The organism is Agrobacterium sp. rho-13.3 (assembly GCF_033957765.2).
Classification (GTDB): Bacteria; Pseudomonadota; Alphaproteobacteria; order Rhizobiales; family Rhizobiaceae; genus Agrobacterium.
Genome location: NZ_CP192774.1, coordinates 2,294,739 through 2,312,311, shown reverse-complemented (window position 1 = coordinate 2,312,311; position 17,573 = coordinate 2,294,739). Strand labels below are relative to the sequence as shown.

The following is a 17,573-nucleotide window of genomic DNA, read 5'->3' as shown; positions in this document are numbered from 1 at the left end:
TGTCAGGCGGGCTGCGGTGAAAGCTTCGGTGCACCGGGGCGCTTGAGCATCATGACGCTGATGGCGGCCAACATGCACATGGCGCCAGCAATCTGAAGCGCTGGCATGTAGCTTTCATAGTCGGTGCGCAGATAACCCGCGCCCCAGGCGGCTGTCGCGGCACCCAGCTGATGGCCCGCGAATATCCAGCCGAAGGTGACGTTGGCCTTTTCGCGCCCGAAACTTTCGGCGGCAAGTTTGACGGTTGGCGGCACGGTCGCCACCCAGTCCAGTCCATAGAAAATCGCGAAGATCGATAGTTCATAAACGCCGAAGCCCGAAAGCGACAGGTAGATGAGCGACAGGCCGCGCAGGCCGTAAAACCAGAACAGCAGCCAGCGATTGTCATAGCGGTCAGACAGCCATCCGGCCAACACGGTGCCGATGAAATCGAACACGCCGATCAGCGCCAGCATTCCTGCGGCCCCCACCGCTGCCACGCCGAAATCACCACAGATGGAAATCCAGTGGGTCTGTATCAGCCCGTTGGTGCTCAGTCCGCAGATGAAAAAGGTCAAAAACAGAACCCAGAATGTCGCGCTGCGGGATGCATCGCGCAGTGCCACCAGCGGTGAGATCAACAGCGAGCGCAGTTTCGTTGTTCTTGCCACGGGTGCCGAGATTGCGGTGTCACCATAGGCTGGCAAACCAAGGTCCGAAGGGTAGTCGCGCATCAGAAACGCCACCAGAAGCATGGCCATGCTGATGATGGCGAGAACGAAGGTGAGCGCAATACGCCAGCCATAGGCTTCGGTCATGGCTGCCAGCAGCGGCAGAAACACCAGCTGGCCGGTGGCATTGCTGGCCGTCATCAACCCAACCACCAGACCACGGCGTTTGGAAAACCAGCGGGTGGCGACGGTCGCACCCAAAACCAGCGCCGTCATGCCTGTGCCTGCGCCCACTACCACGCCCCAGAACAGCACGAGCTCCCACAGCTGCGTCATGAAAAACGAACCGATAATGCCCATGGCAATCATCGACAGTGCGGTTGCGACCACCTTGCGAATGCCGAAATGGTTCATGAATGCGGCGGCAAAAGGCCCCAGAAGGCCAAACAGAACAAGCCGAACGGCCATGGCGAAGGAAATATCTGCGGTGCTCCAGCCGAATTCCTCGCGCAACGGGCCGATCATGACGCCCGCCGATCCCATCGCGCCTGCCGTTGCCAGCATGGTCAAAAAGGTGGTGATGGCGACAACCCAGCCATAATGCAGATTGCGTGTCTTCAAGGCCGAGGCAAGCGATGTCGAGATCATGGGAAGTGCCTGTGCTTTATGCGTGTATATACCCGCATTATGTTGAAAAAATCAGAGTGTGTTCAGCAGGTCGTGAAACTGCTCTGCGGTGCTGCCGAGTTTGGTGGATATGGCATGCTGGGCGCCTTCCCAAAGCGGAATTGCCTGGTCGAGCGTGTCCTTGCCTGTGTCCGTCAGCACAAGCAGCGCTTCGCGGCTGTCCTTGCCCGCCACGGTTTCCAGCAACGTCATGCGCTCAAGGATTTTGGTGTTGCGACCGATGGTGGATCGATCAAGCTCCATCACCGCGCCAAGCTCGGTCAAGGAAATCGGTGCGCGGCGGGCGACGTTTCTCAACAGGCTGAATTGGCCGATGTTGATGCCGACAGGCTCCAGCGCTTCATCGTAGATCGAAGAAACGCGACGGGTCGCTTTGCGCAACATGATGCAATAGCAGCTCGATGAGGTCATGAATGCGTGTATATACCCGCAATCGGCATCGAACAAGAGCGGCTTCAGTAATTCTTTCCATGGAATGGAGGAGAGCAAACAGAAATGTGGCCGGGAAAATCCCGGCCACATTGTCACATTACAGAATTGCTTGACCCGCCATGAGTGCGAGCACCAGGAAGATCAGGAACACAACCACGGCGATGAAGAACAGAATACGGGCGATGCCCGCTGTCGCCGCCGAGATTCCAGTAAAGCCGAAAACACCGGCAATCAGTGAGATAACAAAGAATATAAGAGCCCACTTCAGCATGGCCGTTCCCTTTTCCGTCAATTAATGCGGTCGAGCGCCCACGCCATCGACCTGCGTATATTGACGCGGAAGTGGGGAGGTAAGTTCCGTGCATTCTGAAATAATCTTTTCAGAATCCGGTTGCCTGCTCAGATTGCACTTTCCGCCCGGTTGGTGGACTTCGCCTGCACCGTTGTGCGGATGAACGCGATGACGAAAATGCCGGTCATGACCAGAACGATGGTCGGTGCCGGTGCGCTATCGATGAGGAAACTCAGCCAGATGCCGGTGAGCGACGATGTGACGGCAACCAGCACGGCTGTCATCATCATATCCGCAAAACGGCGGGTGATGAGGAAGGCAATCGCGCCCGGCGCAACCAGCATGGCAACCGACAAAATGATGCCGATGGCCTGCAACGCGCCCACCACGGTCAGAGACAGAACGGCCAGCAGCCCGTAGTGTAACAGGCGCACCGGCAGGCCGATCGCCTTGGCGTGCTGCGCATCAAACGCATGGACCAGCAGATCCTTGCGCAGAATAAGAAGAAACAGCGTTGCGGCCAGCGCGATCAGCCCGGTCTCAACGATATCCGCAATGGACACACCCAGCATATCGCCAAACAGAATATGATCCAGATGCACATCGCTCTGCACCTTGACGTAGAGCACAAGGCCGAGGCCAAACATGCCGGAGAACACGATGCCCAGCACCGTATCTTCCTTGATACGGCTGTTTTCCTTGAGAAAACCCGTGCCGAGCGCGCAGATCATGCCGGCAATAAACGCCCCGATGGAAAAGGGAATACCGGCGATGTAGGCGACGACTACGCCCGGCAGAACGGCGTGCGACACCGCATCCCCCATCAGCGACCAGCCTTTCAGCACCAAAATGCAGGAAAGCATCGCCATCGGCACGGCAATCATCAGCGTAATGATGAAGGCATATTGCATGAAGGGAAGTTGAAACGGCAGCACAGCCAGTTGCAGATATTCGCTCATGGTGCGGTCTCCAATGCTGCCTTGGCCTTGGCACGAGAGGCGAGATAACCGTGTTTGGGGGCAAACACGAAGGCGGTCAGGAAGATCAGCGTCTGCAAGACCACGATGATGCCGCCGGTTGCGCCATCCAGGAAATAGCTGAGATAAGCACCGACGAAACTGGTTCCGGCACCAATGCCGAAGCTCATGCCGATCAGCCGCTCAAAACGGTCGGTCAGCAAATAGGCGGTTGCCCCCGGCGTCACCACCATGGCGACCACCAGAAACGCGCCAACCGTCTGCAAGGCCGCAACGGTGGAGGCGGCAAGCAGGGTGAAGAAGATGATTTTCAGCACATCCGGGTTCAGGCCTACGGTGCGGGCATGGTTTTCATCGAAAAACACCACCATGAAATCCCGCCATTTCACTGCCAGCACCAGCAGACTGATGCCGCCGATAAGCGCGAGCTGGATAGTATCTTCCGTGGTGATCGCCAGAATATTGCCGAGTACGATGGTCTGAATGTTGATGGAGGTGGGCGACAGCGACACCATGAACAGGCCAAGACCGAAAAACGATGTGAAGATCAAGCCGATGATCGCGTCTTCCTTCAGCCGGGTTTTCTGATTGAGAAACAACATGGCGCCTGCCGCCAGTCCGCCGGAAAGAAATGCACCGAGTGAAAAGGGCAGGCCCAGCATATAGGCACCGGCAACACCGGGAACGATGGCGTGGGACAGCGCATCGCCAATCAGCGACCAGCCTTTCAGCATCAGATAAGATGACAGAAACCCGCAGACACCACCCACCAGCGCGCTGACCCAGATGGCGTTCAGCATGTAGGAATAGGTAAAAGGTTCAAGAAGAGTATCGATCATTGCTCTTCTCTTTCGGTTTTTTTCTCGATGTGACCGTTGTTGCCGTAGATCACGAAAGGCCGCTCGTCATCGGTAATGACCTTCAGGCGGCGCGTGTCGGCATCATCGTGAAGGTCTGCACCACCCAGAATGAAGTGTCGAAGACTGCCGCCAAAGGCTTTTTGCAGGTTTTCTTCGGTGAAGGTGTCTTCGGTTTTACCGGCTGCGATGACGGTGCCCTTGACAAACACGGCGCGGTCGCAAAACTCCGGCACGCTGCCGAGATTGTGGGTGGAGACCAGCATGATCCGACCTTCATCGCGCAGCGCTTTCAAAAGCGTAACGATCTGTTCTTCGGTTGTCACGTCCACGCCGGTGAAAGGCTCATCCAGCAGAATGACCTGACCTTCCTGCGCCAGTGCGCGGGCCAGAAACACCCGCTTTTTCTGCCCGCCGGAAAGCTCACCGATCTGACGTTTTCGGTAATCGATCATGTTGACGCGCTTCAGCGCGTCTTCAACCATCTGGTGATCGTGTTTTGTGGGAATGCGCAGGAAATTCATATGGCCGTACCGGCCCATCATCACCACGTCTTCGACCAGAACCGGAAAACTCCAGTCCACCTCTTCCGCCTGCGGCACATAGGCGACGAGGTTCTTTTTCAGCGCGTCGCGGGCGGGTAGATCGAAGATCGACACACTGCCTGCCGCCAAAGGTATAAAGCCCATGATGGCCTTGAAGATGGTGGATTTGCCTGCGCCATTGACGCCGACAAGGGCCGTAATGGTGCCGCGCGGAATGGAAAAGCTGGCGCTGCGCAGGGCCGTGTGGCCGTTCCGGTAGGTTACGGTCACATCATCGACCGTCAATCCTGCCTCTGCGCCCTTTCTCTTCCCCATCATCATTTGGCAAGGCCTTTCACAATTGTGTCGGTGGTGACGCGAAGCAGATCGAGGTAGGTGGGAACCGGGCCGTCTGCTTCGCTGAGCGAATCGACATAAAGAACGCCGCCATAAGCCGCGCCGGTTTCCTTGGCCACCTGTTTTGCCGGGTCGGGAGACACGGTGCTTTCGCTGAAAATGACATTGATCTTATGCTCACGCATGGCATCGATCACACCACGCACCTGCTGTGGCGTGCCTTGGCTATCGGCATTGACCGGCCACAGAAATAGTTCTTTCAGGCCGAAATCACGCGCCAGATAAGAAAACGCGCCTTCGCTCGTCACCAGCCAGCGCTTTTCTTCCGGCAGCGCGGCGATCGCATCGCGCATCGGCTGGATCTCTTTCTTGATCTTGTCGGAATAGGCCTTGGCATTGGCGGCATAGACGTCCGCATGGTCCGGGTCGATCTGCGTCAGGCCTTTGCGAATGTTTTCGACATAGATCAGCGCATTGTCGGGCGACATCCACGCATGTGGATTGGGCTTGCCCTGATAGGCACCGCCATTGATCGACATGGGCGTGATGCCTTCGCTCACCGTCACATTCGGCACAGCGGCCAGATTGGCCAGAAACTTCTGGAACCACAGTTCGAGATTAAGGCCGTTCCATAAAACCAGATTGGCGTTGCGGGCTTTGAGAATGTCACGTGGTGTCGGCTGGTAATTGTGAATTTCAGCGCCCGGCTTGGTAATGCTGTCCACCTCGGCGGCATCGCCGGCAACATTGCGCGCCATGTCGGCAATGATGGTGAAGGTGGTGACGACCTTCGGTTTTTCACTGGCCCCAACCGAAAACGGCAGGAAAAGCGTTGCAGCGCAGAGGATGGAACGAAGCGTCGATAATCTCATGGCCCTATAGAACTCCTAATGCGATTAATTCGCAATATCAATTCGGAGCAATCTGAGGCGCAAAGTCACTTTTGTCAATGCTATTGCAAATCATTCTCAATAAGGAGGATGGCGAGTGTGCCGGATTTTTTCCCTGAGTCCAAAAATGGTTCACTTGAAGGTGTGGTTTTTCTAACAAGTTAAATCTTCTTCAAGGAGAAACGGTCAGAGTTGATCCCTGCACGAAAGCAGTTTTCGCTGCCGCCGAACCGTTTCGGTTGGCGGCTCGGCTGTTTTTGGCGATGTGGGCATGACGGGTTTTAGACGGGGTTATTGATGTCGGAACGTTCGACGTGAAGACAGTGTTCAAAAGAATACGGTTTTCTCGCAAGTTCGTATTGATCGGTGGCGTGTTCCTCCTTCTAGGAGGAGCATCGGGTATTGCTGCTGTTTTTGTCGGAAAAGAACGTCTTTTTGGCACGCCACACGTTTCCATCAACGGCCTTGAGTGCAATACGGTCCAGACCGTCAACATCAAGAAAAACGGATCGTTATGGATCCGCAAATTCATCCGCATCAAGGACGGTGATGGTCCCGAGCGTGTCAAAACCGCGTTGCGTGTGGCAAAGGCGGTGTATGACAAGCAGAAACCCGATCTCGTTCAGGTGTCGGTGCTGGATCAAAACGGACCGGACCTGCGCTCCAACATGCGCGGCAGAGCCATTGCGGCACAGGCTGTTTTTATTCCCGATGTGAAAAAACTGCCGGATGGTGCGGACGCGCAGACGTTTTCCGCCTTTTATTATGATGGCGCGCCTAACAGCGATGGTCTTTTTTATGGTTTGAGGATCGATCTTCCGCTGGAAGACTCGCAGGCCATTTCCGCAGCCCTGACGGATTTTACCGATTGTGTCGAACCGGTCTCGGAAACGGCACCGGCTGGACATGGCGCACCCGCGAAAGGCCATGACAAACCAAGCGGTGGTCATGGCGAGGCAGCCCCTTCGCATGATGCACCGGCCGACGAACACGGCAAGGAAACACCGGAAGCCGCTCAGGAAGGCACGCATGGCAGCGAACCGTCTTCGCCAGATGCGTCTGCGGTCACGGAAGACCCGCAACTTCTCACGTCAACGCCGGAGCATGACAGCGTTAGCATATTCAGTTTCGCTTATATAAAGGCGCTGATTTTCGGAAAAGGGTCCACCACGGCCGTGGCGGCGGAACCGAGCGACAAGCCCGTTGCGGAAGAGCCTGCGGCGCATGGTGCCGAAGAGCCCAAATCTGGCCACTGATTTCACCTGAGCCAATATGAGGCACAAAAAAACCGGCGACGATGGTGTCCCCGGTTTTTGGTGTGGGCAAAACAGTCAAGCCCCGACGTTAACGTAAGCTTGCGAGTCACGTGCTCCGTCATACCGGCCTTGAGCCGGTATCCAGTCAGCCCAAGTCCTTGGGCTGAAAGAGCTTTTTTGACCTTACGGACGTCAGGTCTCCGGACCCCGGATCAGGTCCGGGGTGACGAGAGGCCGAGATACCGCGATCAATCCGCCTTCTGGCGTCTTGCCGGGAACAGAATAACGTCGCGGATCGACGGTGCGTTGGTCAACAGCATGATGAGGCGATCGACGCCGATGCCGAGGCCACCGGCGGGCGGCATTCCCTGGTCGATGGCGTCGAGGAATTCATCGTCAAGCTGCTTGTCTTTTTCGCCACGGGCATGGGCCTGTTCCAGCTGCTCCACCATGCGGCGGCGCTGTTCTTCCGGGTCGTTGAGTTCGGAAAACGCATTGCCGACTTCCCAGGCGTTGCAGTAGCTTTCGAAACGTTCCACCAGACGCGGTTCGCCCGGCACTTCCTTGGCGAAGGGCGAGATGTCCTTCGGGAAATGTGTGACGTGGCTCGGCTGGATCAGCGTTCCCTCGACCTTTTCTTCAAAGATGAAGGCAAGGCATTCGCCCCATGTCCAGTCTTTTTCCACTTCGAAACCTGCGGCCTTGGCGGCAGCGCGGGCTTCTTCGTCGGTTTTAATCGCGAGGAAATCGATGCCCGTCGCTTCCTTGACCGCATCCGGCATCGGCACCCGCTTGAACGGACCCTTGAAGGAAATCGGCGTGCCCTGGAAGTCCAGCTCGGTCGTGCCGTGAATGGCGATGGCCAGCGTTTCGAACAGGCGCTCCACCAGACCCATAATGTCTTCATAGTCGGCATAGGCCCAGTAGCATTCCATCATGGTGAATTCTGGATTGTGCCGGGTGGAAACGCCTTCATTGCGGAAGTTGCGGTTGATTTCGAACACCTTGTCGGACAGACCCGACACCAGCGTGCGCTTCAAGAACAGTTCCGGCGCGATGCGCAGATACATGTCCTGTTTCAGCGTGTTGTGGAATGTCTTGAACGGATCAGCCGTCGCACCACCATAAATGGTTTGCAGCATCGGTGTTTCGACTTCGAGGAAGGCTTCCGCTTCCATGAAGCGGCGAATGCCGGAAATGATCTTGGAGCGCTGCTGGAAACGTAGCTTGGATTCTTCGTTGGACAGAATATCCAGATGGCGCTTGCGATAGCGGATTTCGATGTCCGTAATGCCGCTCCACTTCTCTGGCATCGGCAGCAGAGACTTGGTCAGCATGGTGATGTCTTCGGCGTTGATCGTCAGCTCGCCGCGCTTGGTGCGGCGCACTTTTCCAGTCACACCGATGATGTCGCCGATATCGATCAGCGGCAGCAGATCGCGGGCTTCTTCCGGTGTCGTATCCTTATGGGAAAAAATCTGCACCTTGCCGGATGCATCATGGATATCCATGAACATGCCGGAGTTGCGGTTGGAATACACACGGCCCGCAACCGTTACGGTGTCGCCGGTTTCAACGTCGGGCTCGATCTCGGCATATTTTTCCGCCAGTTCCGCATTGGTCAGCGTGCGGTGGAAATGCGCCGGATACACATCACCGATCTTGTCGCGCAGCAGCGCCAGTTTCTGGCGGCGCACTTCCGTAACGTCGGAGGAGAGGGCGGTTGTTTCAGTTGTCTTGTCGGTCATCGTCGGGCCTTTTTCGGGCAGGTTGTTTTGTTCTCTGCTGCGGACACGTTTGATATGCGCCCGCACCTTTCCACATCAGTCATCCTCGGGTTTGTCCCGAGGATCTACCGCGCTAGCGGCTTATCTCGTGTTCATGGCACCCGGCGCAGATCCTCGGGTCAAGCCCGAGGATGACGTCCGTGGTGAGCGCCGGCGAACATCGAAACCGCTTCGCTTTAATTAAGCGCCACTGCCAACCATCGACGCCGCAACCGCAATTGCCACCTTCAAGCGCTGGCGCACAACCGAGCGACCCAGAAGGGCCATGCTGTCAAACAGCGGCAGCGAACGGGACGAGCCGGACACCGCAACGAACAGCGGCGGTGTCACGACGCGCAGCTTTTTGCCGGTGCGTTCCGCAACGTCGCGCAATTCCGCTTCGATGGCTTCGATGTTCCAGTCGGGCATCTTTTCCAGATCGGCGGCAACCGTGGTCAGGATTTCGTGGATTTCTTCCGGCTTGCTTTTCAGGCCTGCAAAAGACGCAGGCGTCAGGCCAACATCGCTGGACAGCAGGAAGCCTGCAAGGTTCGGCAGATCGCCCAGCTTGGAGATGCGGCTCTGCGAAAGCTTCAGGCCTTCCGTCAAACGGGCATTTTCCATCGCCCATTCCAGGGTGCGGGAAATGAACTCTTCCGGTGTCAGCTTTTCGCGCAGCCAGCGACCGTTCAGCCAATCCAGCTTCTGAATGTCGAAGATCGCGCCCGCTTTCGACAAGGCTTCCGGGTCGAACTTTTGTGTCAGCTCTTCCATGGTCAAAAGCTCTTCGCCTTCACCAATCTGGATGAAGAACAGGCCGAGGAAGTTCATCAGCGCTTCCGGCAGGTAGCCGAGTGCCGAATAATAGGAGATCGACGTCGGGTTCTTGCGCTTGGACAGCTTGGATTTGTCGGCATTGCGCATCAGCGACAGGTGCATAAATACCGGCTGGTCCCACTCGAAATAACGATACAGCAGAATGTGTTTCGGCACGGATGCCAACCACTCTTCGCCACGTGCGACGTGGGTGATCTTCATCAGATGGTCGTCAATGACGTTGGCCATGTGATAGGTCGGCATACCGTCGGCCTTCATCAGAACCTGCATGTCGACGCTGTCCCACGGAATGCTCACATCGCCGTAAACGCCATCGTTGAAATCGCAGGAGCCTTCGGTCGGGATTTTCATCCGCACGACGGAGGCTTCACCGGCGGCCACGCGGGTCGTGACCTCTTCGGCCTTCAAATGCAGGCAGAGACCATCATATTTCGGTGGTTTGCCAGCGGCGCGCTGTCCTTCGCGCATGTCCGTCAGCCGTTCAGCGGTGCAGAAACAGCGGAAGGCGTGGCCCTTGGCCAACAGCTCTTCGGCGTAAGGCTGGTACATGTCCTTGCGGTCGGACTGGCGGTACGGGCCGTAAGGTCCGCCGATGTCTGGACCCTCAGACCATGTCAGGCCGGTCCATTTCAGGGCTTCCAGCACTTTCTCTTCATATTCGCGTGTCGAGCGCGTCGCATCGGTATCTTCGATGCGCAGAATGAACTCGCCGCCGTGTTTTTTGGCAAACAGATAGTTGAAGAGAGCGATATAGGCGGTGCCGACATGGGGCTCGCCAGTGGGGGAAGGTGCAATACGGACGCGGACGCCGGAAGTGGTCATGAAATTCACTCGTCGTAACGGATGGTGATACAGGTCTGATGGGACAAATATCACAAAAATTGACGTTGGATGCGGCGGGAACGGTTGTAAACAGGCGCAGAAGTGCTGCTTTCACACGTTCCCATTAGGCATGGCTTAGGCCATATAACGATCCATGCGTCAAGAAAATTAGGAAGTTTAGCGGGCCAGGAGCGGCATGAGGCAGCCACACGTCGCGCCACACGCGGTTCAATCGAAAAAACTGGCGAGGTATCGGGCGGCCTCATCTGAAATGCCGACGATTTTGTTGGTCGCCTGTCGGTAGAGCTTGAAATTCAACTCGGTGCCGGGCTGACCGTCATTCCATGTTGTGAACTGCCGAAGTTCCGTTCGTCCCAGCGACCTCACGGCAGAGGCAGTTCGTCTGATGGTCAGGTCGACACGCGGTGTCTGCCGCACCAGTTCGGGCTTTCGCGGCAGAAGAACAGCAGCGGTCACAACACCGCGCCCCACCAACCCCCGTCCGCCTTCATTTTCGCTGGCAAACAGAAAAACCATGTCACCCGCTGCGATCTGCTTGCCATCATACATCGTCTTTTGCGCGGTGAAGGCCAGTGTTTCGGCAAAGGGATAGGACATCTCTGCTTTTATGACGAAATCCATGGGCGTAATCCCTGCCATTAATGCCATCGAATTTCACGCATATTTGCCATGCTGTCAAAAAAAGAGGCCCGCGTTGCGGCGGGCCTCGTCTTTATCGTTCATGCGCTGCCTTAAGCTTAATGCAGGGTTTTTTTCTTCTTGCGCGCGTTGCGCGACACCATGTTCAGCACTTCCACCAGCGCGGAGAAAGCCATGGCGGCATAGATGTAGCCCTTCGGAACGTGGAAGCCCATGCCTTCGGCAATCAGCGTCGTACCGATCATCAACAGGAACGCCAGCGCCAGCATCACGATGGTCGGGTTCTTTTCGATGAAGTTTGCCAGCGGATTGGCGGCCAGCAGCATGACGGTGACGGCAACCACGACGGCAACGACCATGATCGGAACGTGCGGTGTCATGCCAACGGCGGTGATGATGCTGTCCACCGAGAAGACGAGGTCGAGGACCAGAATCTGGGCAATGGCTGCCGAGAAGCTGTTGATGGCAGCGCCGCCGCCAACCATGTCTTCCTTGTGATCTTCCGGGTCCACATTGTGGTGGATTTCCTTGGTTGCCTTCCAGACGAGGAACAGGCCACCGCCGATGAGGATAAGGTCTTTCCACGAAAAGCCCTGACCGAAGACTTCAAACACCGGCTCTGTGAGCTGCACGATCCATGCAACGGTGCCCAGCAGGCCAAGACGCATGACGAGTGCCAAACCGATACCGATCTTGCGGGCTTTTTCCCGCTGATTTTCAGGCAGTTTGTTTGTCAGAATCGAGATGAAAATCAGGTTGTCGATGCCAAGCACGACCTCCATGACGATCAGGGTGACGAGCGCTACCCATGCAGCCGGGTCGGACAAGAGAGGGATTATGGAATCCACGGGCCTGTTTTCCTTTCAGATCAAGAAATTGAAGAATTTCAAGTGATAGACGTTTTATAATTGATTGCACTGGAAACAAGCGTGTGACAGCCATCATTCGCACTTTCTTTGCGCCTGACGTTTCGATGCAAAATTCGGACCTGAATGGATTTAGGCGACTTTGGTTCCGTAAGCGGCCATGAAAACGTGAATGGCGCTGGAAAGGACGTGTTTTACTTCGTCCGGCGGGGCTTCGCCCTGCAATTCGCCGAACAAACGCATTTTGAAGAAAGTGCCGGTGGCAAGCTCGATGAACTGGCGGGCGGCAAGGTCCACATCCGGAATGACCAGCGTTCCCTGATCGACGTGATGTTGAAGAAAGTCCCGTAGCACCACGCGAACATTGTTTGGTGCGGCCACGAAAAAGCGTTTGGAGAGTTTGGGCATTCTGTCGAGCACGCCAAGCGCTGAGCGCATGGCAGGTATCATGTCAGTACATGTCACTTTGTGAATAAACGCATCACCGAACTGCCAGAGGCCGTCACGCACTTCTTCCGTGCCTGCCAGAATATCGCGCATGGACAGGGCGAATGCCGCGCGGTGCCGGTCGATCAAGGCTGCGAAAAGATCATCCTTGCTCTGGAAATAAACGTAGATTGTTCCTTTGGAAACAGCAGCTTCCTTGGTAATGTCGTTCATGCTGGCGGCATCGAAACCCTTGCGCTTGAACACACGCCAGGCGCCCTCAAGGATCTGGTCCCGCTTGGCGGGGTCTTCGCCCGCAGCAAAGCGTCCCGGTAAAAGGGCCGGGCAGATGTCCTCGATTTTTGTCTCTGTGCTCACGATCTCGATCCGTAATTTATTTTCAGATTCGATTCAATATATCGAACCAATTGGTTCGATATGACTTGATATGTGGTAAGAAACCGATTATGTCAATCGAACCGAACGGTTCAGTTCGAATTTCTTGACTATATTACAATGAATGGTGTGAGCGATGTCGGCCCAGAAGAGCGGTGCAGTCCGAGCAGTCAATTCGTCCGAAGAGATCGAGGCGCGTGTGGAAGAGAACAAGCCAGCTGCGGCTGAGCAGAGTTCTGCCCCCGTGCAGCCTGCGGCTCCGGAGAAGAAAAAGCGCAAATCTTTCGTTCTGCCGGTCATCGTCATTGGCGTTCTCGCAGCTGGTGGCTGGTATGGCTATCAATGGTGGACCGACGGTCGTTTTCTCATCTCCACGGATGACGCCTATATTAAAGGTGACATCGCCGTCATCTCGCCCAAGGTGTCCGGTTATGTCGCCAAGGTCGACGTGATCGCCAACCAGGAGGTGAAGGTCGGTGATCCACTTGTCACTCTGGATGATGGCGACTATCGCAATGCGGTGGAGCAGGCGGAAGCCCAGCTTGAAACGCAGCAGCTTTCGCTTGCACGTATCGATGCGCAGATTGCCGGTGCGGTTGCTTCGCTTCAGCAGGCGCAGGCCCAGAAGGGTGCGCTGGATGCAGCGCTCCGTGGTGCGGAAATCAACCTGAAGCGCGCCAGCGAACTTCAGGCCAAGGACGTCGGCACCGCGGCATCGTCTGATAATGCGCAGATCGCCATGGAACAGGCCAAGGCCAACGTTGTGGCCGGTGAGGCAGGCGTCGTTTCGGCTCAGGCCAATATCGAATTGCTGAAGGCGCAGCGCAAGGAAGCCGAAGGCTCGGTCAAGACGCTGGAGATTGCCCGCGACAAGGCCAACCGTGACTTGTCCTTCACCGTGCTGCGCGCCCCTTATGATGGCGTCATCGGCAATCTTTCGGTCCAGACGGGTGATCTGGTTTCGGTCGGCAAGCGCCTTGCTTCGCTGGTGCCGATGGATGACCTCTATATCGACGCCAACTTCAAGGAAACGCAGCTCGCGAAAATCGAGCCGGGTTCCAAGGTGCGCGTGCATGTGGATGCGTTCAGCGATCACGATATCGAAGCCACCGTGCAGTCCATTTCGCCTGCATCCGGCTCGATCTTCTCGATGCTGCCGCCGGAAAATGCCACGGGCAACTTTACCAAGGTCATCCAGCGTGTGCCGGTTCGCGTCGTCTTCTCCAAGGAAGACCTTGCCAAGCATAAGTTGCGTGCCGGTTTGAGTGTGGTTGTCGATGTGGATACCCGCACGTCGCCCGAAAATACACAGACGGCTCAGAATCAGTCGAAGTAACATTGTTTTCACGCAATTCCAGAGATCAAACCGCGTCACACGGTTGCTGGAATTGCTCTAAGGATCAAGATCATGGCGGCAACAGCCAGTATGGCGGGCGGCGGAGTGGCCGCAGTCGATCCTCCCATGGACAAAAGACGCCTCATCGCGTTCTTCGCGATGGTGTTTGGCATGTTCATGTCGATCCTCGACATTCAGATCGTGTCCGCATCCCTTGCGGAAATTCAGGCCGGTCTGGGTGCCGGGTCGGATGAGATCGCCTGGGTTCAGACATCTTACCTGATTGCCGAAGTCATCATGATCCCGCTTTCGGGAACCTTGGCGCGTATTCTTTCGACGCGGGTGCTGTTTGCCACCTGCGCCGCCGGTTTCACCATTTCCAGTGCCCTGTGTGCCACGGCGACGAACATCGACCAGATGATCGTTTACCGTGCCATTCAGGGCTTCATAGGCGGCGGCATGATCCCATCCGTCTTTGCCGCCGCCTTCACCATCTTTCCGCCGTCCAAGCGCAGCATCGTGTCGCCAATCATCGGCCTCGTTGCAACGCTGGCACCCACCATCGGGCCAACGGTGGGTGGTTATCTGTCCAATGCTTTTTCCTGGCACTGGCTGTTCCTCGTCAACATCATTCCCGGCATCATCGTCACCATCGTGACGTGGAAATTCATCGATTTCGACAAGCCTGAAAGCTCGCTCTGGAAGAGGTTCGACTGGTGGGGCCTTCTCTCCATGGCCGTCTTCCTCGGCTCGATGGAATATGTTCTGGAAGAGGGCAACAACAAGGACTGGTTCAACGACAACCACATCGTGCTGGGCGCCATGGCCATGATCATCGGCGGTGTCGTGTTCTTCTGGCGTGCCTTCAAGGTGGATTTCCCGGTTGTCGATCTCAAAGCCTTCGCGGATCGAAACTTCTCCATCGGCTCGCTGTTTTCCTTCGTCATGGGCATCGGGCTTTACGGGCTGACCTATATGTACCCGCTCTATCTCGGTCGCATCCGTGGTTACGATGCGCTGATGATCGGCGAAACGATGTTCGTGTCCGGTCTGGCCATGTTCTTCACTGCGCCGATTGCGGGAAAGCTCTCCACCAAGCTGGACCTGCGCGTGATGATGACCATCGGCTTCACCTCCTTTGCGGCGGGGACATGGATCATGACCTATGTGACGACCGACTGGGATTTCAATGAGCTGCTGATCCCGCAAATCCTGCGTGGTTTCGGACTGATGATGTGCATGGTGCCGATCAACAATATCGCACTCGGCACCCTGCCACCCGCCCGCATCAAGAATGCATCCGGCCTGTTCAACCTCACCCGTAACCTCGGCGGCGCGGTCGGCCTTGCCGTCATCAACACCGTGCTCAGCCAGCGCACCGACGATCACTATGTGCGGATTGCCGAGCATGTGAACTACGGTAATCCCGCAGCGCTGGAATGGCTGAACAGCGTGGGTGCGAACTACGATTCCTATGGTCTCGACGGTGCATCCGTCGCGATCAAGAAATTGGTCGGCACCGTGTCGCAACAGGCATGGCTACTGGGTTTTGCCGATGTGTTCTTTGGATTGACGTTTTTGTTTACCGGACTGATCTTCCTGACAGTGCTGATCAAAAAACCCAAAACAGTGCCGCCACCAGATGCCGCACACTAAGATTTAAAAGTTCCACCGCAGCGCTGAGGGGTCGCCAGAAATGGCGGCTCCTTTCGTATTTTGGGGTGGAGGTTTGCCAAATCATCTATTGTCGAGCATCGAATTGTTGGCGTTGGCGGGTGTGGCTTACACCCCTCTGCCCTGCCGGGCATCTCCCCCACAGGTGGGGAGATTAGCAGGATGCACGCTCTTCGCTTCATTCGCAGCGTTCAAGATGTTTGAAAGGCCGCCTCTAGCCAATCTCCCCACCTGTGGGGGAGATGCCCGGCAGGGCAGAGGGGTGTAAGCCACAGCCTCCATCGTTCAACGTTGCACGTCCCGCCACACCCTCCACCCTCATGCTGAGGCGGCGCGCGGCGCCCTCGAAACATCCGTTGGTTGGCGCACCGCGTTCCGCATCCCTCGCCCTTCGAGGCCCCTGCGGGGCACCTCTCCTTCGACAAACTCAGGATGATGGATGAGGGACGCTGCCGTCTGCAATGCCGCACCTGATCTCCGCAACTTCCGTCATATCGGATCAGTGCGGCAGGAAAGAGGGGGTGAGCCACACCCTCCATCTTTACTGTCTCACTCCTCGCCACATGCTCCGCCCTCATGCTGAGGCGGGAGCGAAGCGACCCTCGAAGCATCCGGCTGCACACTCCGCCGTTACCCGCAGTCCTCGTCCTTCGAGGGTCGCTGTGCGCCCGCCTCAAGATGAGGAGTGCTATGCGCCCCCATACCCACAAACCAAATTTTGAGGTACGTACGTCATTTTCTGATTTACGTACCTCAAATCTTCCTCTATTGAAGTGCGCGGGAGACAACATGAAGCCGACAGTTCACGATATTGCCGCTAAAGCGGGCGTCAGCCTTGCCACCGTCGACCGGGTGATAAACCTGCGTCCGGGGGTTCATGCGGTGACGCGGGCCAAGGTCGAGGCGGCGATTTCTGCCTTGGGCTATGTGCGCGATATAGCCGCCGCCAATCTGGCCAAGGGCAGAAGTTACGCGCTGGTTTTCATCCTTCCCAACAATGACAATTCCTTTATGGCCGGTCTTCGTGCCGAGGTGCGGGCTGCGGCATCGCGCTCATACCTCGAGCGGACCTCCATCCGCATTATCGAAGTGCCACCTTTCGATGCGGCGGCGCTCGCCCAGGCGCTCGAGGTGGCGCGGCAGGAAAAACCATCCGGGGTTGCTTTCGTGGCGATTGATTCCGAGGACGTGGTCGAGGCAACGGATCGGCTGGGCGATAGCGGTATTGCTGCCGTGACGCTGGTGTCTGATCTGACCGGTTCACGGCGCGACCATTTTGCCGGTGTGGATAACGTGGCGGCGGGAAGAACGGCCGCCAGCCTGATGGGCCGGTTTTTGCCCAAAGCCGGCGGCGATATCGCCGTGCTGGCTGGTTCCATGTTGGTGCGGGACCACCGTGAGCGCCTCCACGGCTTCCGCGATGTGATGGAGAACGAGTTTCCCGATCTGCGCATTCTGCCGGTGCTCGAAGGGCGCGATGACCCGGAAACGGTCGAGCATCTGGCGACAGAATGCTTCAAGAACCATCCCGATCTTCTGGGCATCTACAGCCTCGGCGCTGGCAATCGCGGTCTGATCAAGGCGCTGAAAGCATCGCCCTTATCGCCTTGCGTCATTGCCCATGAGTTGAACGAAAACACCACCAATGCCCTGCGTGAAGGTGTGCTGGATGCCGTGTTGAACCAGGATGCCGGGCATGAGGTGCGCAGTGCCATTCGCGTGCTGAAAGCGCGGGCAGATGGGCTTGCCGTCATCGAAGCGCAGGAGCGTATCCGCATCGACATATTCCTCAGGGATAATCTGCCTTGAGACTCATCAGAGCGGCGGGAGGACAAAAGGAATTGGTCCCGCCGCTCTAACTTTTTATT

Annotated in this window: 16 protein-coding genes; 4 read left to right on the top strand and 12 right to left on the bottom strand. The window is 56.7% G+C overall.

What is annotated here, in order from left to right:
* Positions 1–2 precede the first annotated feature (2 nt).
* The 7 genes from RMR16_RS11430 to RMR16_RS11400 form a co-directional block, all read right to left on the bottom strand.
* The gene (locus tag RMR16_RS11430; RefSeq protein ID WP_320198113.1) at positions 3–1,298 is read right to left on the bottom strand and encodes an MFS transporter; all 1,296 of its coding nucleotides are present in this window, start codon (positions 1,296–1,298) and stop codon (positions 3–5) included.
* A 51-nt stretch (positions 1,299–1,349) separates the two neighbouring features.
* Positions 1,350–1,748, bottom strand: a complete 399-nt coding sequence (locus tag RMR16_RS11425) for a MarR family winged helix-turn-helix transcriptional regulator (protein ID WP_320198114.1) — start codon at positions 1,746–1,748, stop codon at positions 1,350–1,352.
* Positions 1,749–1,866: 118 nt separating this feature from the next.
* Positions 1,867–2,040, bottom strand: coding sequence for a DUF1328 domain-containing protein (locus tag RMR16_RS11420; RefSeq protein ID WP_045228307.1), 174 nt, complete (start codon positions 2,038–2,040; stop codon positions 1,867–1,869).
* Between the two features lie 128 nt (positions 2,041–2,168).
* On the bottom strand, positions 2,169–3,020 hold the full coding sequence (locus tag RMR16_RS11415; RefSeq protein WP_320198115.1) for a metal ABC transporter permease: 852 nt from the start codon (positions 3,018–3,020) through the stop codon (positions 2,169–2,171).
* A complete protein-coding gene (locus tag RMR16_RS11410) occupies positions 3,017–3,877 on the bottom strand; it encodes a metal ABC transporter permease (protein WP_320198116.1) in 861 nt (286 codons plus the stop codon). Before RMR16_RS11410 ends, RMR16_RS11415 begins: the two co-directional genes overlap by 4 nt.
* A complete protein-coding gene (locus RMR16_RS11405) occupies positions 3,874–4,758 on the bottom strand; it encodes a manganese/iron ABC transporter ATP-binding protein (RefSeq protein ID WP_432353625.1) in 885 nt (294 codons plus the stop codon). The genes RMR16_RS11410 and RMR16_RS11405 overlap by 4 nt, the downstream gene beginning before the upstream one ends.
* Complete coding sequence (locus RMR16_RS11400; RefSeq protein ID WP_320198117.1) at positions 4,758–5,648, bottom strand: metal ABC transporter substrate-binding protein; 891 nt, start codon at positions 5,646–5,648, stop codon at positions 4,758–4,760. Before RMR16_RS11400 ends, RMR16_RS11405 begins: the two co-directional genes overlap by 1 nt.
* A gap of 332 nt (positions 5,649–5,980) precedes the next feature.
* On the opposite strand from RMR16_RS11400, the gene RMR16_RS11395 reads away from it, so the two are divergent.
* Positions 5,981–6,922, top strand: coding sequence for a hypothetical protein (locus RMR16_RS11395; RefSeq protein WP_320198118.1), 942 nt, complete (start codon positions 5,981–5,983; stop codon positions 6,920–6,922).
* Between the two features lie 248 nt (positions 6,923–7,170).
* Here the strand turns inward: RMR16_RS11395 and lysS are convergent, their stop codons facing one another.
* The 5 genes from lysS to RMR16_RS11370 form a co-directional block, all read right to left on the bottom strand.
* Entirely contained in the window at positions 7,171–8,670 is a 1,500-nt protein-coding gene (gene lysS, locus RMR16_RS11390) for a lysine--tRNA ligase (RefSeq protein WP_320198119.1), read from the bottom strand.
* Positions 8,671–8,889: 219 nt separating this feature from the next.
* Positions 8,890–10,347, bottom strand: a complete 1,458-nt coding sequence (gene gltX / locus RMR16_RS11385; RefSeq protein WP_320198120.1) for a glutamate--tRNA ligase — start codon at positions 10,345–10,347, stop codon at positions 8,890–8,892.
* Between the two features lie 228 nt (positions 10,348–10,575).
* On the bottom strand, positions 10,576–10,989 hold the full coding sequence (locus RMR16_RS11380; protein ID WP_320198121.1) for a hypothetical protein: 414 nt from the start codon (positions 10,987–10,989) through the stop codon (positions 10,576–10,578).
* A 116-nt stretch (positions 10,990–11,105) separates the two neighbouring features.
* Positions 11,106–11,855: a TerC family protein gene (locus tag RMR16_RS11375; RefSeq protein ID WP_320198122.1), complete on the bottom strand. Its 750-nt coding sequence runs from the start codon at positions 11,853–11,855 to the stop codon at positions 11,106–11,108.
* 150 nt (positions 11,856–12,005) lie between these two features.
* Entirely contained in the window at positions 12,006–12,677 is a 672-nt protein-coding gene (locus RMR16_RS11370) for a TetR/AcrR family transcriptional regulator (RefSeq protein WP_320198123.1), read from the bottom strand.
* 154 nt (positions 12,678–12,831) lie between these two features.
* Between RMR16_RS11370 and RMR16_RS11365 the strand changes: the two genes are divergently transcribed.
* The 3 genes from RMR16_RS11365 (at position 12,832) to RMR16_RS11355 (ending at position 17,514) form a co-directional block, all read left to right on the top strand.
* The gene (locus RMR16_RS11365; RefSeq protein ID WP_320198124.1) at positions 12,832–14,031 is read left to right on the top strand and encodes an HlyD family secretion protein; all 1,200 of its coding nucleotides are present in this window, start codon (positions 12,832–12,834) and stop codon (positions 14,029–14,031) included.
* 72 nt (positions 14,032–14,103) lie between these two features.
* Complete coding sequence (locus RMR16_RS11360) at positions 14,104–15,687, top strand: DHA2 family efflux MFS transporter permease subunit (protein ID WP_320198125.1); 1,584 nt, start codon at positions 14,104–14,106, stop codon at positions 15,685–15,687.
* 807 nt (positions 15,688–16,494) lie between these two features.
* Positions 16,495–17,514: a LacI family DNA-binding transcriptional regulator gene (locus RMR16_RS11355; RefSeq protein ID WP_320198126.1), complete on the top strand. Its 1,020-nt coding sequence runs from the start codon at positions 16,495–16,497 to the stop codon at positions 17,512–17,514.
* Positions 17,515–17,573 lie beyond the last annotated feature (59 nt).

What these genes read in the sequence shown, in the direction of transcription:
- RMR16_RS11410 (WP_320198116.1), bottom strand. Translation starts at nt 3,877, where the DNA reads ATGATCGATACTCTTCTTGAACCTTTTACCTATTCCTACATGCTGAAC.
- RMR16_RS11380 (WP_320198121.1), bottom strand. Translation starts at nt 10,989, where the DNA reads ATGGATTTCGTCATAAAAGCAGAGATGTCCTATCCCTTTGCCGAAACA.
- RMR16_RS11430 (WP_320198113.1), bottom strand. Translation starts at nt 1,298, where the DNA reads ATGATCTCGACATCGCTTGCCTCGGCCTTGAAGACACGCAATCTGCAT.
- RMR16_RS11415 (WP_320198115.1), bottom strand. Translation starts at nt 3,020, where the DNA reads ATGAGCGAATATCTGCAACTGGCTGTGCTGCCGTTTCAACTTCCCTTC.
- RMR16_RS11405 (WP_432353625.1), bottom strand. Translation starts at nt 4,758, where the DNA reads ATGATGGGGAAGAGAAAGGGCGCAGAGGCAGGATTGACGGTCGATGAT.
- RMR16_RS11420 (WP_045228307.1), bottom strand. Translation starts at nt 2,040, where the DNA reads ATGCTGAAGTGGGCTCTTATATTCTTTGTTATCTCACTGATTGCCGGT.
- RMR16_RS11425 (WP_320198114.1), bottom strand. Translation starts at nt 1,748, where the DNA reads ATGACCTCATCGAGCTGCTATTGCATCATGTTGCGCAAAGCGACCCGT.
- RMR16_RS11355 (WP_320198126.1), top strand. Translation starts at nt 16,495, where the DNA reads ATGAAGCCGACAGTTCACGATATTGCCGCTAAAGCGGGCGTCAGCCTT.
- lysS (WP_320198119.1), bottom strand. Translation starts at nt 8,670, where the DNA reads ATGACCGACAAGACAACTGAAACAACCGCCCTCTCCTCCGACGTTACG.
- RMR16_RS11360 (WP_320198125.1), top strand. Translation starts at nt 14,104, where the DNA reads ATGGCGGCAACAGCCAGTATGGCGGGCGGCGGAGTGGCCGCAGTCGAT.
- RMR16_RS11400 (WP_320198117.1), bottom strand. Translation starts at nt 5,648, where the DNA reads ATGAGATTATCGACGCTTCGTTCCATCCTCTGCGCTGCAACGCTTTTC.
- RMR16_RS11365 (WP_320198124.1), top strand. Translation starts at nt 12,832, where the DNA reads ATGTCGGCCCAGAAGAGCGGTGCAGTCCGAGCAGTCAATTCGTCCGAA.
- gltX (WP_320198120.1), bottom strand. Translation starts at nt 10,347, where the DNA reads ATGACCACTTCCGGCGTCCGCGTCCGTATTGCACCTTCCCCCACTGGC.